At 59.1% G+C, this 15,105-nt stretch carries 10 protein-coding genes, 1 tRNA gene and 1 pseudogene; 9 read left to right on the top strand and 3 right to left on the bottom strand.

The window, feature by feature from the left end:
* Positions 1 to 1,775, bottom strand: a 1,775-nt coding sequence (mutL, locus tag ACEW8J_RS06075; protein WP_373490751.1) for a DNA mismatch repair endonuclease MutL, incomplete at its 3' end; no start/stop codon positions are given.
* Between the two features lie 151 nt (positions 1,776 to 1,926).
* Here mutL and ACEW8J_RS06070 point away from each other — a divergent pair.
* The 9 genes from ACEW8J_RS06070 (at position 1,927) to ACEW8J_RS06030 (ending at position 14,048) form a co-directional block, all read left to right on the top strand.
* A complete protein-coding gene (locus tag ACEW8J_RS06070; protein WP_373490750.1) occupies positions 1,927 to 2,964 on the top strand; it encodes a rod shape-determining protein in 1,038 nt (345 codons plus the stop codon).
* A 43-nt stretch (positions 2,965 to 3,007) separates the two neighbouring features.
* Positions 3,008 to 3,910, top strand: a complete 903-nt coding sequence (gene mreC / locus ACEW8J_RS06065) for a rod shape-determining protein MreC (RefSeq protein WP_373490749.1) — start codon at positions 3,008 to 3,010, stop codon at positions 3,908 to 3,910.
* A complete protein-coding gene (gene mreD, locus ACEW8J_RS06060) occupies positions 3,910 to 4,425 on the top strand; it encodes a rod shape-determining protein MreD (RefSeq protein WP_373490748.1) in 516 nt (171 codons plus the stop codon). The genes mreC and mreD overlap by 1 nt, the downstream gene beginning before the upstream one ends.
* Complete coding sequence (gene mrdA, locus ACEW8J_RS06055) at positions 4,422 to 6,386, top strand: penicillin-binding protein 2 (RefSeq protein ID WP_373490747.1); 1,965 nt, start codon at positions 4,422 to 4,424, stop codon at positions 6,384 to 6,386. The genes mreD and mrdA overlap by 4 nt, the downstream gene beginning before the upstream one ends.
* Before the next feature lie 3 nt (positions 6,387 to 6,389).
* Positions 6,390 to 7,502, top strand: a complete 1,113-nt coding sequence (gene rodA / locus ACEW8J_RS06050; protein WP_373490746.1) for a rod shape-determining protein RodA — start codon at positions 6,390 to 6,392, stop codon at positions 7,500 to 7,502.
* A gap of 61 nt (positions 7,503 to 7,563) precedes the next feature.
* A tRNA-Lys gene (locus tag ACEW8J_RS06045) sits at positions 7,564 to 7,639 on the top strand.
* A 357-nt stretch (positions 7,640 to 7,996) separates the two neighbouring features.
* Positions 7,997 to 9,604 (top strand): Eco57I restriction-modification methylase domain-containing protein, encoded by a 1,608-nt coding sequence (locus tag ACEW8J_RS06040; protein WP_373490745.1) that lies wholly within the window; start codon positions 7,997 to 7,999, stop codon positions 9,602 to 9,604.
* A complete protein-coding gene (locus ACEW8J_RS06035) occupies positions 9,604 to 12,342 on the top strand; it encodes a hypothetical protein (protein ID WP_373490744.1) in 2,739 nt (912 codons plus the stop codon). The genes ACEW8J_RS06040 and ACEW8J_RS06035 overlap by 1 nt, the downstream gene beginning before the upstream one ends.
* Positions 12,342 to 14,048, top strand: a complete 1,707-nt coding sequence (locus ACEW8J_RS06030; RefSeq protein ID WP_373490743.1) for a hypothetical protein — start codon at positions 12,342 to 12,344, stop codon at positions 14,046 to 14,048. The genes ACEW8J_RS06035 and ACEW8J_RS06030 overlap by 1 nt, the downstream gene beginning before the upstream one ends.
* Here ACEW8J_RS06030 and ACEW8J_RS06025 read toward each other — a convergent pair.
* Positions 14,045 to 14,634 (bottom strand): annotated as a pseudogene (locus tag ACEW8J_RS06025) (integrase core domain-containing protein); the annotation flags it as partial. The gene ACEW8J_RS06030 and the pseudogene ACEW8J_RS06025 overlap by 4 nt on opposite strands.
* 15 nt (positions 14,635 to 14,649) lie before the next feature.
* Positions 14,650 to 15,105: transposase (locus ACEW8J_RS06020; protein ID WP_373490742.1), on the bottom strand; the 456-nt coding region annotated here is incomplete at its 5' end.

Raw genomic sequence — 15,105 nt, 5'->3', positions numbered from 1 at the left:
CCGAGCGCCAGTTTCACCCAGGTCGGGCGGCCATGATTACACTGGCCGCTGTGCGGAGTCACCTCCATCTCGCGCAGCAGCGCATTCATTTCGGCGACGCTGAGCACCCGGCCGGCGCGCACCGAACCATGACAGGCCATGGTCGAAGCGACATGATCGACGCGCTCCTTGAGGCTCAGCGCCTGGTCATAGGCGCCCAGTTCGTCGGCCAGATCGGTAACCAGTTCCCGGACATCGCCAGAGCCCAGCATCGCCGGCGTCGCCCGCACCAGCATTGCGGTCGGGCCGAACCGTTCCAGCTCCAGTCCGAAATCCGACAGTTCCGCGATCCGCGCTTCGAGCCGGTCACAGGCATTTTCATCCAGCTCGACCACTTCTGCCATCAGCAGCGCCTGCGAAGCCACCGTGCCGCCGTCGACCGCCTTGCGCATGCGCTCAAGCACCAGTCGCTCGTGCGCCGCATGCTGGTCGACGATCACCAGCCCGTCTTCGGCTTCGGCAACAATATAGGTTTTCGCGACCTGTCCCCGGGCAATGCCAAGCGGATAACGGCTAGCAGAGGGTACCGGCCCGGAGGCTTCCTCTGCCCGGCCCATCAGCGGTGCCAGGTCCCCAAGTGCATCCCTATCCGTGAAGACATGGCGATCATCGTGGACCGTTGCCGATGGATAGGGCTGCTGCGCCACGCTCGCCCTGCCCTGCGCCGTAAATATGCTGGCCTGCGGATCGGGGGCTACCGGTTCGCTCTGCCATCGCCCCAGAGCCGAATGAGCCGGACGCTGGACCGCGCGAAACCCGCCTTCGTCGAGCGCCTTGCGCAGACCGCTGACGATCATGCCCCGGATCATCGCCGGTTCGCGAAAGCGCACCTCGGTTTTCGCCGGATGGACATTCACGTCAACCTGATCGGGCGGCATATTGATGAACAGGGCAACGACCGGATGCCGGTCCCGCGCAAGCATCTCGGCATAGGCACCGCGGACCGCCCCGACCAGCAACCGGTCCTTCACCGGGCGACCGTTGATGAACAGAAACTGGTGATCGGCCACACCGCGATTATAGGTCGGGAGGCCGGCCACGCCGGTCAGCCGGATATCTTCGCGCTGCAGATCGACGCCGACGCTGTTCGCGCGCAGATCGCGGCTGGTCAGCGCGGCCACCCGCTCGGATCCGGTTTCCCCGGCCTGAACCGCAATTGCCTTGCGGCCCTGATGCTCGAGCGTGAATCCGATATCGGGCCGCGCCATTGCCAGGCGGCGGACGATATCGGTGCAGGCCGCATATTCACTGCGCGCGGTGCGCAGAAATTTGCGCCGTGCCGGCACCTTGGCGAACAGCTGCTCGACCCGCACTTTCGTGCCCGGAGGTATCGCCGTCGGTCCTTCCTTGACCAGTTCACCATGATCGATCACCCGGGACCAGCCATCTTGACCGGCCATCCGGCTTTCGATCGTGAGCCGCGCCACGCTGGCGATTGACGGCAGTGCCTCGCCGCGAAAGCCCATGGTTGTCACCAGTTCGATCGCTTCGTCCGGCAGCTTCGATGTTGCATGGCGTTCAAGCGCCAAAGCGATATCGTCCCGGCTCATCCCGGAGCCATTATCGGACACCTGCACCAGGTCAAGACCACCCTCGTCGAGCCGAATATTGATCTGGCTGGCCCCGGCATCGATGGCATTCTCGACCAGCTCTTTCAGAGCACTGGCAGGGCGCTCGACGACCTCTCCGGCGGCGATGCGATTTATCAGGCTGTTCGGCAGTCTTCTTATTGACATATTCGCGTTCCTAGCCCAAGCGACCATGCCAAGCGACCCCTGATTTTCTGAGCGAATATCATGACTGGCTTCATGACCCGTTCAGCTTGATTATCGCTTGGATTAATTGTTGCAGCAAGGTCTGCAAATATAAGTAATTACGGACAAAATTATGTTTGAAAAACTGTTCAAGTTCCGTTCGCAAGATTTGGCGATCGACCTCGGCACGGCGAATACCGTGGTTTATTTACGCGGCCAAGGTATCGTTCTCAACGAACCCTCGGTAGTGGCGATCGAAACCATCAATGGCGTGAAACGGGTCAAGGCGGTCGGCAACGATGCGAAGATGATGATGGGCAAGACACCAGACAGCATCGAGGCGATTCGCCCGCTGCGCGACGGCGTCATTGCCGACATCGACGTGGCCGAACAGATGATCAAGCATTTCATCCAGAAAGTGAACGGCAAGAGCAAGCTGTTCAGCTATCCCGAGATCGTGATTTGTGTGCCCAGCGGCTCGACTTCGGTCGAACGCCGCGCCATTCGTGACGCTGCCTCCAATGCCGGCGCGCGGCAGGTGTTTTTGATCGAAGAACCGATGGCGGCTGCCATTGGCGCCGACATGCCGGTCACCGAACCGATCGGATCGATGGTTGTGGACGTCGGCGGTGGCACCACCGAAGTGGCAGTGCTGTCGCTGCGCGGGCTCGCCTATACCACCTCGGTCCGTACCGGCGGCGACAAGATGGATGAAGCGATCGTCTCTTATGTCCGCCGGCATCACAATCTGCTGATCGGCGAAACCACGGCTGAACGGATCAAGAAGGATTTTGGTGTCGCTCAGGCCCCTGCCGATGGCGTCGGTCACACGATCCATATCAAGGGACGGGATCTGGTAAATGGCGTGCCGAAGGAAATTTCGATCAATCAGGGCCAGATCGCGGAAGCGTTGAGCGAGCCGATCGGGACGATCATCGAAGGCGTGCGCATTGCTCTCGAAAACACCGCTCCGGAACTGGCCGCTGACATCGTGGATCAGGGCATTGTCCTGACCGGGGGCGGCGCTCTGATCTCCGGTCTCGACGCAGCGCTCAGTGACGAAACCGGCCTGCCGGTGACGGTTGCCGAAGATCCGCTGGCCTGTGTGGCCATTGGTACCGGCCGTGCGATGGAAGACCCGATGTTCCGAGGCGTTCTGACCACCGCCTGAGCATATGACGCAACAACGATAGGAAGTGAAAGGATAAACCGATATGGCGCCGCCAATCAATCGGCGTCCAGGATTTTCCAAGCGGGCGCAATATAGCATATTCGCCAGCTATTTACTGGGCATTTTGGGAGCGGTTCTGGGGCTGCTGCTGTTGCTCATCTCGTTCATCGATCCGCAGGGATTTTCAGCTCTTCGCACGATCGGCGCCGAGACTGTGGCACCCATCAGCAAGTCGCTTTCCGAAATCGGCGGTGCAACAGGTAGCGCTGGCGATGAAATTTCTGCCTATTTCCATGCCGCATCCAAAAATGCGGCGATGCAAAAGGAAATCGAGCAGAATCGCATAGAAATTCTGGAAGCCCGAGCCCTCAAGCAGGAAAATGAACGACTCAAGCGGCTGTTGAAGCTGGATGAAGCCGTGCCCGATTCGATCGCCATGGCACGCCTGATCAGTTCCACTGCGTCCAGCTCACGCCGCATTGCCACGCTTGGTGTCGGCAGCAGCAGTGGACTGGAACCCGGTCAGCCGGTCCGCTCGCCAGAAGGCCTGGTCGGCCGCATATTGGAGACCGGGCCGACCACCGCCCGGGTGCTGCTGGTGTCCGATAGCCAAAACGTTACCCCGGTCCAGCGCGCCAGCGACAGCCTGCCCGCCTTTGCCACCGGACGCGGCGATGGCACCGTGGATATTCAGCCCATCAATATCGGCACCAATCCGTTCAAGGGCGGTGACCTGATGATCACCTCCGGCAGCGGTGGATTATATAGTCCTGGAATCCCCGTGGCTATCGTCATCCGCAAAACCGAGACCGGCGCGATCGGCCGGGTATTGGCCAATCCCGCCAAGGTCAGCCACGCCATCGTCCAACCGATATTTCAGGCCGAAACCATCCGTCAGATCGAAATAGACCAGACGATGGATGAAGAGCAGGAAACCGGCGAATAGTGGCGCGATCCCGTCCTTCAAGGATTGGCCGGCAACCCTCCCAGTTGCGGATCAAGATGATCCCGCCGCTGACCGTCGTCATCGGCTCGATGATCACTGCCTTGCCGATCATGACCGACTATCCCATTTTGCCGCCGATGGGGCTGCTCGTGGTGTTGGCATGGCGGTTGATCCGACCCGGATATTGGCCCGTATGGGCCGGTTTTCCGCTGGGTCTGATCGATGACATTTTCAGCGGCCAACCACTGGGCAGTGCTGCCTTTCTCTGGTCGGTCATATTCATTCTGCTCGAAACCGTGGATCGGAAAGCGGTGCGCCGCGACTATTGGCAGGATTGGCTTATCGCCTCCACTGCCATAATATTTGTGCTAATAGGCGGTATGCTTATCGTCAATTTTCAATCCAATCTGTTGCGGCTTGACCTTTTGATGCCGCAGATCCTGCTGTCGGTCCTGCTTTATCCGTTTGTCGCACGGCTGATCGGTGCCATCGATAGCTGGCGGGTGGCTTCATGAAATCGGCCAAAACGATCAGCAGCGCGATGCAGGACCTGACCTTCACCCGGCGGGCAACGGTGATCGGCGGCTTGCAGATTGGCGTCGGGGTGCTGCTGGCCAGTCGGATGGCCTATATATCGGTGGCCGAGAACGAGCGTTACAAGCTGCTATCGGAAAGCAACCGGGTCAATCTTACGCTGGTGCCACCGCGGCGCGGCTGGCTGATCGACCGCAACGGCAAACCGATCGCGAACAACAAGTCCGATTTTCGTGTCGACATCATTCCTGACCGGCTGCGGGACAGGCAGAAGACCGTGGCCACCCTTGCTGAGCTGCTCGCGCTCGACAGCGAGGCACTGAACCGGATCAACAGGGAATTGGAGCAGGCCAGCAGCTTCCAACCGGTCCAGGTGGCAACCGGACTGAACTGGGAAGAATATGCCGCCGTGAGCGTCAGGCTTCCCGATCTGCCGGGTGTATCGCCGCGGCAGGGTTTTTCACGCAACTATCCCACCGGCCCCGCAATCGGGCATCTTGTTGGCTATGTCGGGATCGCATCGGCCGAAGACTATAAGGAAAAGCCGGATCCGATATTGATCACACCGGGTTACAAGATCGGCAAGGACGGTCTTGAGAAAATCTTTGAAAACCATCTGCAAGGCGAACCCGGAGCAAAGCGGGTCGAGGTTACGGCGCGCGGCAAGATTGTCCGCGAACTCAATACCCGCCCGGATGTTCCTGGCCAGCCGCTGCAATTGACTCTCGACATCAATCTTCAGGAATATGCCGCCCGCCGTCTGGGTCCGGAATCCGGATCGGTGGTCGTGCTCGATTGTCTGACCGGTGACATTTTGACGATGACCTCCATGCCATCCTTTGATCCCAACAGTTTCTCCGATGGTATCGGCGTCACCGAATATGGCATGTTGCGCGAAGACGATCATGTACCGCTGCTGGACAAGTCGCTCAAAAGTCTTTTTCCGCCAGGGTCAACGATCAAGCCGATGGTCGGGCTTGCTTTTCTCGAGGCAGGACTGGATCCCGACGAGACCGTCAATTGCAGTGGCGGGCTCCGCGTCGGCAACCGGCGTTTCCGCTGCTGGAAACGGGGTGGCCATGGCCGAGTCGACATGGCCAAGGGCATCTACCAGAGTTGCGACGTCTATTTTTACCATTTTGCCCAGAAGATCGGCATCAATCCGATCGCCTTGATGGCCAATCGACTGGGGATGGGGCAAAAATATCCCTTGCCGGTGCCGAGCCAGTTTTATGGTACGGTCCCGGATCCGGCCTGGCTGCGCAAGAAATATGACCGCGAATGGCAACCCTATGACACGGTCAATGCCACCATCGGCCAGGGCTATATGCTGGCCAACCCGACCCAGCTGGCGGTCATGGCCGCCCGGCTTGCGACCGGCAAGAATGTGATTCCGCGACTCCTGATGAACGCCAAAAGGCAGCCGATCGAAACATTGAATCTCGATCCGGAACATCTCCTCTATGTGCAGCAGGCGATGAGCGATGTGGTCAATGGCGCCGGTACGGCCGGTCGGGCGCGGCTGCCGGTTGAAAATGTCCAGCTCGCCGGCAAGACCGGCACCGCCCAGGTGGTCAATCTCGATTTCGGGCGCGGGGGCAGTGACGTCGCCTGGAAATTTCGAGATCATGGCTTGTTCATCTGTTTTGCCCCGGTTGAGAATCCCCGCTACGCTGCGGCCGTGGTGATCCAGCATGGCGGGGGATCCGGCTCCGCCTATCCCGTCGCCCGCGATGTCATGACCTTTCTCTACGATCGCGAGAAGGCGATGGATGTGCTGACCGGACTCGAAAAATCCTGGGGCGGCAATGTTCAGGAACGCATGGACCAGAAAATGGCGGCCTATCGGGCTCGGAAGAATCCGGCAGCGGCGACAGCCGATACGGGCAGCCCGGCGAATGCAGAAGCCTCCCAAGCGGCGGAATCCGGCGCCGGAGAATGACCATTGAGTGATTTCATTCCAGCACCGATTGCGCAACTCCCCTGGAAAACGATCCTGCTGTTGTTCGTGCTGGCCAGTTTTGGCTTTGTCGTGCTCTATTCGGCGGCAGGCGGCAGCCTGAATCCCTGGGCCGGCCCCCATATGGTCCGCTTCGTGGTCTTTCTGGCGATGGCGATCGTGCTCTCCCGGTTCAAGGAATCCTTCTGGAAAACAATGGCCTTCCCGGTCTATGGAGCCGTGGTCCTGATGCTGGTTGGCGTGGAATTGATCGGCGCCGTCAGTGGCGGCAGCCAGCGATGGCTCAACCTCGGTTTCATCCGCCTCCAGCCATCGGAACTGATGAAGGTCGCGATCATATTGGCGGTTGCCCGCTTCTACGATCTGCTGCCGCCTAGCCAGATCCGGACCTGGGGCGCAATCTGGCCGCTCGTTGCACTGCTGGTCGTGCCCGCAGGGCTCATCCTGCTGCAACCCGATCTCGGCACGACGATAACCGTCGTTGCCGGGGCTCTGACCATCGCGTTTCTGGCCGGACTGCCGCTGCGATTGTTCATCGGCGGTGCCGCTGCAATCGCGGTCCTGGCACCACTGGCCTATTTCTTCATGCTCGAGGAATATCAGCAAAGGCGCGTAACCACCTTCCTCAATCCGGAAAATGATCCTCTGGGGGCCGGCTATCATATCAGCCAGTCGAAGATCGCCATCGGTTCCGGCGGTCTGTTCGGCAAAGGCTTTCTGGACGGCACCCAGAGCCATCTCGACTATCTGCCCGAGGGCCACACCGATTTTGTCTTCGCAACCATGGCAGAGGAATGGGGCTTGCTGGGCGGCGTCGCGGTTCTGTTCTGTTTCTTCCTGCTGTTCCGCTGGGGTCTCGGCGTGGCGATGCGCGCAAAAACGCGCTTCTCGCAGCTGACGGCAGCGGGCTTGACGGTCACGATCTTCTTCTATGTCGCGATCAACCTGATGATGGTGATGGGACTGGCACCGGTTGTCGGCATCCCCCTGCCCTTCCTCAGCCACGGCGGCTCATCGATGATGACGATCATGATCTGCGTCGGCATATTGATGTCGATCGAGCGCCACCCCGGTCGCCGCGGCGGTGCCTTTGGATGATTATTCCAACCAAGATGTTGCGTTTGCGAAATCCGGCCCTATATAGCCAGTCAGACTATATGGACGCTTAGCTCAGTTGGTAGAGCAGCTGACTCTTAATCAGCGGGTCGTGGGTTCGAACCCCTCAGCGTCTACCATAGTTTTCAAATAGTTAGCTGCATCTGGAGATGCGCTCAAAAAATCCCCGATCTCTCAGGGCAACATATAGGGCAACGTTCCAGTGGTTGTCCTACTTCATTGGCCTCTATTTCCATTAGGAAATTGAATTTTAAGCGCAAGTTCGCCGACGTTCGGTGTTGCTACCGACTCGGCCACCGTGCATATAATTTTTCGCACGTCGCAATTAGATTTCAGCGCCTTTGAAAGTGTATCAAATCTAGCGAGGCTCAAGCTACATTGTTCTAAACTAAGGCCTTCTCCGTTTTGGATTTGCGTTTGTAGTAGGAGGAGCCCAAGATCCACCTGAGAGTGGTTTAAGGCCTACCGGGGGATTGATGGAGGAACTGCAGGGAAATCGATCAACGCTGCTCGCTCGCGCCCGAGCTATCGCGCGAACGCTGACCACCAGCACCGAGACCGCGATGGAGCGTGCGGGAGTTTGCCTTGATCTACTCTCGCCAGTCAGTTTGGATAAACAGCTGCATGCCTTCAGAAGGTCGCTTTATTCGCTGCCGGTTGAGGAACGGCATTACTGGATTGGGACGCTTTATACGCTTCTGCTATCCGCCAAGGTGCGTCGTTCGCAGGCGACCTACTTCACCCCCCCAGTGTTGGCTGATGCGGTCGTTAACCTCGCTATCGAGGCGGGCTTTGACCTCGTCCGCGACGATGTTCTCGACCCGGCGGCCGGCGGTGCCGCATTCTTGTCCACTCTGGCGGGACGGATGATCGCTGAGGGATTGCAGCCGGAACAAGTGGCCTACCGACTCAATGGAATCGAAATCGACGAGGGGCTCACGATTCTGTCACGCCGGCTGATAGAAGAAAGGTTGGGCGCGACATTGCCAAGAGATGTAATCGTTGCAGGCGACGCACTCAAAACACCGATTCTTGGCTCCTATGGCCTTGTCATAGCAAACCCACCTTACGGCCGGGTATCTTTGGACGACGTCCACGGCACCGAGTGGAAAAAAATTTCTCACCGTGGCCATATTAATAAATATGCGCTTTTTTCCGAACTCTCGTTCCGTGCGGCAAAGCCTGGTGGACTGGTCGTCCTTGTAATTCCCTCTAGCTTCCGTGCTGGTCCTCTTTACGACCGGATGCGCGCTTTCATCCGCTCACAGGGCCAGGTTATAGCCGTCGGCTCCATTTTGGAAAGGGACGGCGTTTTCCTCGACGTCGCGCAGGATATTAATGTCCTTGTCGCTCGCAAAGGTCGGCCACACCCGACAAGCGTCCTCGTTCGTTTCCCCGTAGTTGGATCATCGCTGACCGCCACGCCTGCCGTCGAGCAGAAGCTACCTGCCGACCCGGGAGAAGCCTGGCCTCTGCCCACGACAGATCCCGGATCGGTCGGCGGCGCAACGCTCGCCGATTATGGTGTAGTCGCACGCGCTGGCTACTTCGTTTGGAACCGCGAACAAGCGCGCTTGCTCACCACGCCCGGTGCACATCGGGCCTATCCTCTGATTTGGGCGAAAAACGTGCGAGTTGGGAAACTGTGCATTCCTGCTGGCAAGAATGGCGCTGCGGTCGACTTTGTCTCGTTTTCATCCGACAGCACTGCTATTATCACAGGTCCGGCGGCGGTGATGCAACGCACGACCAATGACAAGCAGCCGCGCAGGATGATTGCCGCCATGGTTGATCCCGCTGTCGTTGAGCGTTGGGATGGCTTCGTAACAGAGAACCACACAATAGTGTTAACCTGTGACGATCCTGATCGGCTTGCCCTCGCAGTCGCCCTTATCAACACAAATCAGGTCGACGTGCGCTACAGACGCGTGTCGGGCACCGCATCGATATCGGTCAAATTACTGCGTCAGATTGATCTGCCCCACCCCGACGCCTTCGCTGCGGCGCTGACTTCCGCCAACGGCGACGCCGAAATAGCAGCGACCGCTGCCTACCGACGCTCCAACGCGCTCGTTGACGGGTGATGGCGGGCCGGCGTCGATTCAACAATGCGCCCAAGACCAGCTTGGAGCAGCTCGCCAGACAGCGTCAAATTCAAATCGACAAGCGTAAGGCGATAGCGTTGGCGATGGCGCGCAAGGCGTCAAGTGTGCCTGCCGCCACGCCGCCACCCCCGCCGCGCCACCAGCGGAACATAGACCGCTATCTAACTGCAATCGACGAAGCTCACTTTCACCGCACGGGATCGGTCGAAGATGTTGAGATATCCACCGTTTATCGTGAACTAGTGCGGTCGGCGATTGAGGTCATGAACAGCGGGTCCGACCAGGTGGTGATGTCGTGGCCGCTGTCACAGACATGCCCATCCGGCATCATTGCGCTGCTGGCGCTCGGAGCCGTGGGCAGCGCCGAACAAATCTCTTCGGTGGTGAAAGGGGTGGCGACGAACACACGCGAGCGCGCCGACGGCGTCCGCGGAGTGCTGTATCCCTACGCACGGAGCACCCACGCACCTGCACGCGAGGTCCAGGTAGATCGAGATTGGATAGGGACCGTCAACTTCGACCATCTCAAGCGCGCCCTATCTGAAAACGAAGAGCCAGCGCTAAAAGACTACCACCAAGTCCTATCACGGGTCAGGAGCCTGAATGGGCGAGCCACCGATGGCCACACCTACGCGGAGTTCGAGCACCCGATCCTTGATGAGATCGTGCCGCACGCTCCTCCAAAGGACGATCGGTCTTCCAACAGCGAACTTCTATGGCGAACACGGAGCAAGACAGATATTGGAAAGCAAGCCAGAACCGAAGACGCAGACGATCCCTCAAAGGCACACTTTTTCGTCTACACCATACGAGAACGAGATAGGTTTAGGGTGCAGCTGCTCGCCGTGCGGGATGCGCCTCACCTGATGATCCTGGATCTATCACGAGCCGGGCGCGGGCGCCTTGGTTGGAATTGGCAAAAGCGAGCGAAGGAGGCCGTGGACTGTCTTCGCGAAGTGCATCCCGACACCGGCGTCCTCGCAATCACCGATGATCCATGGACCTACCGAGCTACCAAATTCGATATTCTTGGCACCCCGACGCCGGGCCGCAAGGGGCGAACACAGCCAGCAAAGTCAAAGGTCGTGCTTGCCTCCGAAAGCGCGATTATTGAAGATCGCAAGCATGAGCGCCCGACCTACGTTGGTGCAACGAAGATTAAAGTTGACGGTTTTTTTGGTGATACTGACCGGACCATCGAAAAACTTCGGGGCCTCGCAAATCGACTCAACGACCAGAGCGATGCCGAAGGTGCGTCGACCGCCCGCGCCCTCATAGCCACCGTCAGAAGATCAGCTTGCCTGCCGGGATCTCTGACCGCGTTCAGCAGATTTCTGGAGGAGGAGACCACAATGGCCATGGCGGCGGACCTGCTGGCCCAATATCGCGTCGGCGGCGCCGTCGCCTCGCTGCGCGACCCACGGAACCTCGCCAGCCAAGCGGAAGCAGAGTCTGAAACGACTGCAGACGTGACGGCGATCATGAAAGTGCTCGAGCGCGCCACCCCAATGGCGTCATTGCTCGATGACGCAATCAAGCCGGCATTGCGGTCAAGCTCCATGACCCTCGTCATCTTCAGAAAGGATATGATCGCTGAATTTGCACAGGTCGAGATGACGCCGCGCTATCCGAAGCTCGCTGAACGTATCGAAAGCGGCATGATTAGAATGGGCGGCGACCGCGTCCTATCCACAATCGCCGACCTACCATCCAGCGCACGGAATCAGTTCAAGCGCGCAATCCTAGTGGCGCCAACCAGACCGTCCATACTAGCGCTGTTCGCAGAAAGCTGGTTACCCGAAAACATCGTTATACTAGCAGACGCAGACACTCTCGCCTTCGCCGCGAAGGATGCTCTGCGGCTTGCAGAAGAGCTCCCCGATGGTCCGATTGCGAAGCGCTTGCGCGAATTTTCTAGGGCCGCCGACAAACGGGTATCGGAGATCGGTCGCCACGCCGTGCAGCTTGACGGCTTAGCACCTCCTGAAGACGTAGAATACTCGGCTGGTAACGTGCTCGATCTGAGCGGCGGGAGATCCGACAAGGGACTAATCGAAATATCAATGAACAACGGACAAAGGGTAATCGCCCGTAAGTCTACTCAGATCGTGCTGCGCAATGCAGGTGCCGCGACTACGGCGTTCATCGAGGTCCCCGCATCGAAAGTCCGGAGCGGTGACGAGGTTTGCGTCATTGGACCTGCTTTCGTTGAGAGAGCACGAACAATCGTCAACGTGCGTGCAAAGGCCGCTGAAGAGATCCGTGAATACCACCTGCAGGTAAGGAATCGGTTCGCCAGAGTAGAGGGCTCCTCCATCGCCGAGCGACTGCGCAATGTCGTTGACGCAATGGGCACGCCAAAGATCCCAACTGTTACAGCAAGATATTGGGTAGATCTCGACCCGGAACTGGAAAAGGCTTCTCATGAAGTGGTCCCGCATGCTCCACATGACAGAGATACATTTTTGCGTTTTACCGGGGCACTCGGGATAGGCGCAACCCTTGCCGATAACTTCTGGCTCTGGGCTGTAGTCGCTCAACGTTCACATCGAATGCGCGCAGGAAATCTCTTCCACGATGCCTTTAGAGGGATCTTGGTTGACCCCCATTCGGCGATTGCAGAGAACAGCGGGCGCAGCGACGATATTCGTTCGCTCCGTGCGCTCGCAGAAGAGCATGTGGCGACTGTGGCCGGGATTAGGAGTTTGGTAGTTTAATGAAGGGTTATTCGGACGATGAGCTCGGCGCGATTGACGTCGAATTAAAAGAGGCGGTGTGTGACGCCTTAGTAGGCACATTAGTCGCTAGAGTAAGCGGGACCGATGCACGTGGGGCGACAATTCTCGGCCGCTCGCCGCGCCGTGGCGTCATGGCGGGCCAGCTACTACCTCGCTTTGATGCGACAGGCGAGGACGACACTTCAGATATCAGGATTGCAGCAATCGGCATAGATGTTGTGTTGCGGAACGGCCAGCAAGGCAAGGTCAGCCTAACACCCCGCTTCTCCGCCTACATGCGCGTGATCCCGGTATGGGAGGACCTGATCGCCGGCGGCGGCGAGCTCGACTTCGAGTTCAAACTGCAGGCGACGATCCAGCAGGAGATTGATGCACAAATCAGGGCGGAGCGCCAGCCGGCGCTCCAACTGGTCGGCCTCGATCGCCCCGACTGGAGGGCCATGGACGAGGCAAAGCGCTCCAAGGTGCGTGCGCAGCGCGCCGAGATCCTAGCCGAAGTTCGGCAGAAGGCCTACGCCGCGCACGGGATTCAATTGTTACCAGGTGACCCTGATGAAACTCCCTTCTCCCCCGCTCTAGAAGGCGAGGTAATCGACGATCCGAATGTCCCAGACGAGGCCATGCCACCACCTCCACCGCTTTCTCGCCTGATCAGGGATGGACGCAGCATCCCACTCGGGCTTGTCGACCCCGCACCCATACCAGGCAAGTGGCGCCGCCTTGATCTAAAACTGCCAACTCTGGAGTTTAAAACGGGCGACTCCGATGACGCTCTCGCCTTGAAGCTGCGCGCCTACAACACCGAACTAGCCGCCAGCATCAAACACCAATTCGACGCGTGGCTGGCGGAGGGGGGCGCAGCTGAGGTCTGGCGCGATGTCCGCATAACGCCGGCCGACACATTGAGCGAGACGGCGTGGACAACGGCCACGACAGCGCTGGCCTCACAACCCGTTGACCGCGACCGAGTAATCCCCGACCTCTCAGGCGTTCAAGTAAAGATCGACCGGCAACGCGACTTCCTTGATCCCGACCGTGTGTCCGTCCGCGTTATGCTCGACAATCAGTCCAGCGAACTTTCACCGCTTGAGGCTGCGGGCCGATGCAACACTGTCTTTGGAACGAGTATTACAGTGACCCTCCCGGCATTCTGTCACCTACCGCTGAAGCTCGATCGTGTCGAACCCTCTTACCGCTTCCGCGATTACCTCGAATATCCTGCGATCGGCCTTAACTGCGGCGTTGAGGCGGAGTGGATTGACGATGACTTGGCACTAACGACCACATCGGCCCCGCGCTTCGCTCAGCCACGCATAGTCGCCCGTCGGATAGACCTACCCTTCGAGTTCGCTTTGCTCGCCGACCCCGCTTTCGACGCCAGCCGCCTTCTCGAGCTACCTCGTAGCTATTCGCAGTGGATCGATGAGCAGGAACAACGGCTCAAAACCGCCGTAATCGAAGGACTCGGCCTAGAAGATGCCGCAATTGAGACAAAGCGGCTGCGGACCGACTTAGCGGCCCAACGGGCAGAAGCGGCCTACATTAAACGCGGCGTGGAACTACTCATAGAATCGCAGAAGGCTGCTGAAGCCATCAGGAATGCGGAGCCCGACGCAGAACTTAAGTCGCTGGAGCGCCTGGCTGAACCGCCCCGGGATTGCCGGAGGCCATTTGGTTTAAGTTAAGCGGCCATGTCGGTTTCGTCCAGCATGGCGTAGTAGTTTTTCTCAGCTTCCACGGGCGGGATATTGCCGATGGGTTCCAGCAGCCTTTTATTGTTGAACCAGTCTACCCATTCCAGTGTGGCATATTCGACGGCCTCTAACGACCGCCATGGTCCGCGCCGGTGGATTACCTCTGCCTTGTAAAGGCCATTGATTGTTTCAGCCAAAGCGTTGTCATAGCTGTCGCCGACGCTGCCGACCGAGGGATCGATGCCGGCTTCGACCAATCGCTCGGTGTCCTTGATCGAGACATATTGCACGATGAAAGGTCAGCAGACCTTTCATCCGTTCCATGAAATGACGACGATCAGGAGATCGCCGAGGGCGGTCGCTGTGGTGGACCAGGCCGGGCTCCGTCGGCCGGCTGCCGTGTGGACCGCTTGTTCGAGCGCGTCGAGCACGAACTGGGCGCTCGCGGTCTGGCTCGCCCGCCAGCCCCCCAATCCCGACCAATGGGACGCCGGGCGAACACGTCGATGACGAACGCGACGTAGACCATGCCCGCCCAGGTCGCGACGTAGGTGAAGTCGCTCACCCACAATCGGTGTGAGCGTCCGCTGACCTACGCGGCTTTTTGGGTTGACGTGGCGTCGGCTTGGCTCGCGGCCCAGGTCCAGGGCAGGAGTTCGTCGATCTTGTTGATCTTGTGGTCGGCGATGCGGCTCAGGATGTCGGTTAACCAGGCCTGGGGGTCGATGCCGTTGAGCTTGGCGGTCTCGATCAGGGTGTAGGCGATGGCAGCGGCACGGCCGCCGCCCTCCGAGCCGACGAAGAGGTAGTTCTTCCTGCCGAGAGCCACTGATTTCATCGCCCGCTCGGCGCAGTTGTTGTCGGCTTCGAGGCAACCCTGGTCGAGATAGGGGCGCAGCTTTTTCAGGCGGGTTAGGGCGTAGCGAATGGCCTTGGCGAGCTCGGACTTGCCGGAGATGCGCGGCAGCTGGCTTTGCAACCAGGTTTCCAAATCGTCGAGGATCGGCCTCGAGTACGCTTGGCGAAGTTCGACGCGCCTCTCAGGCGG

The organism is Parasphingorhabdus sp., from assembly GCF_041748495.1.
GTDB lineage: Bacteria > Pseudomonadota > Alphaproteobacteria > Sphingomonadales > Sphingomonadaceae > Parasphingorhabdus.
This window is presented reverse-complemented; position numbering and strand designations above follow the sequence as displayed.

Coding starts and splice junctions, on each gene's coding strand:
- mrdA (WP_373490747.1), top strand. CDS start 4,422: ATGAAATCGGCCAAAACGATCAGCAGCGCGATGCAGGACCTGACCTTC.
- ACEW8J_RS06030 (WP_373490743.1), top strand. CDS start 12,342: ATGAAGGGTTATTCGGACGATGAGCTCGGCGCGATTGACGTCGAATTA.
- ACEW8J_RS06035 (WP_373490744.1), top strand. CDS start 9,604: ATGGCGGGCCGGCGTCGATTCAACAATGCGCCCAAGACCAGCTTGGAG.
- ACEW8J_RS06040 (WP_373490745.1), top strand. CDS start 7,997: ATGGAGGAACTGCAGGGAAATCGATCAACGCTGCTCGCTCGCGCCCGA.
- mreC (WP_373490749.1), top strand. CDS start 3,008: ATGGCGCCGCCAATCAATCGGCGTCCAGGATTTTCCAAGCGGGCGCAA.
- ACEW8J_RS06070 (WP_373490750.1), top strand. CDS start 1,927: ATGTTTGAAAAACTGTTCAAGTTCCGTTCGCAAGATTTGGCGATCGAC.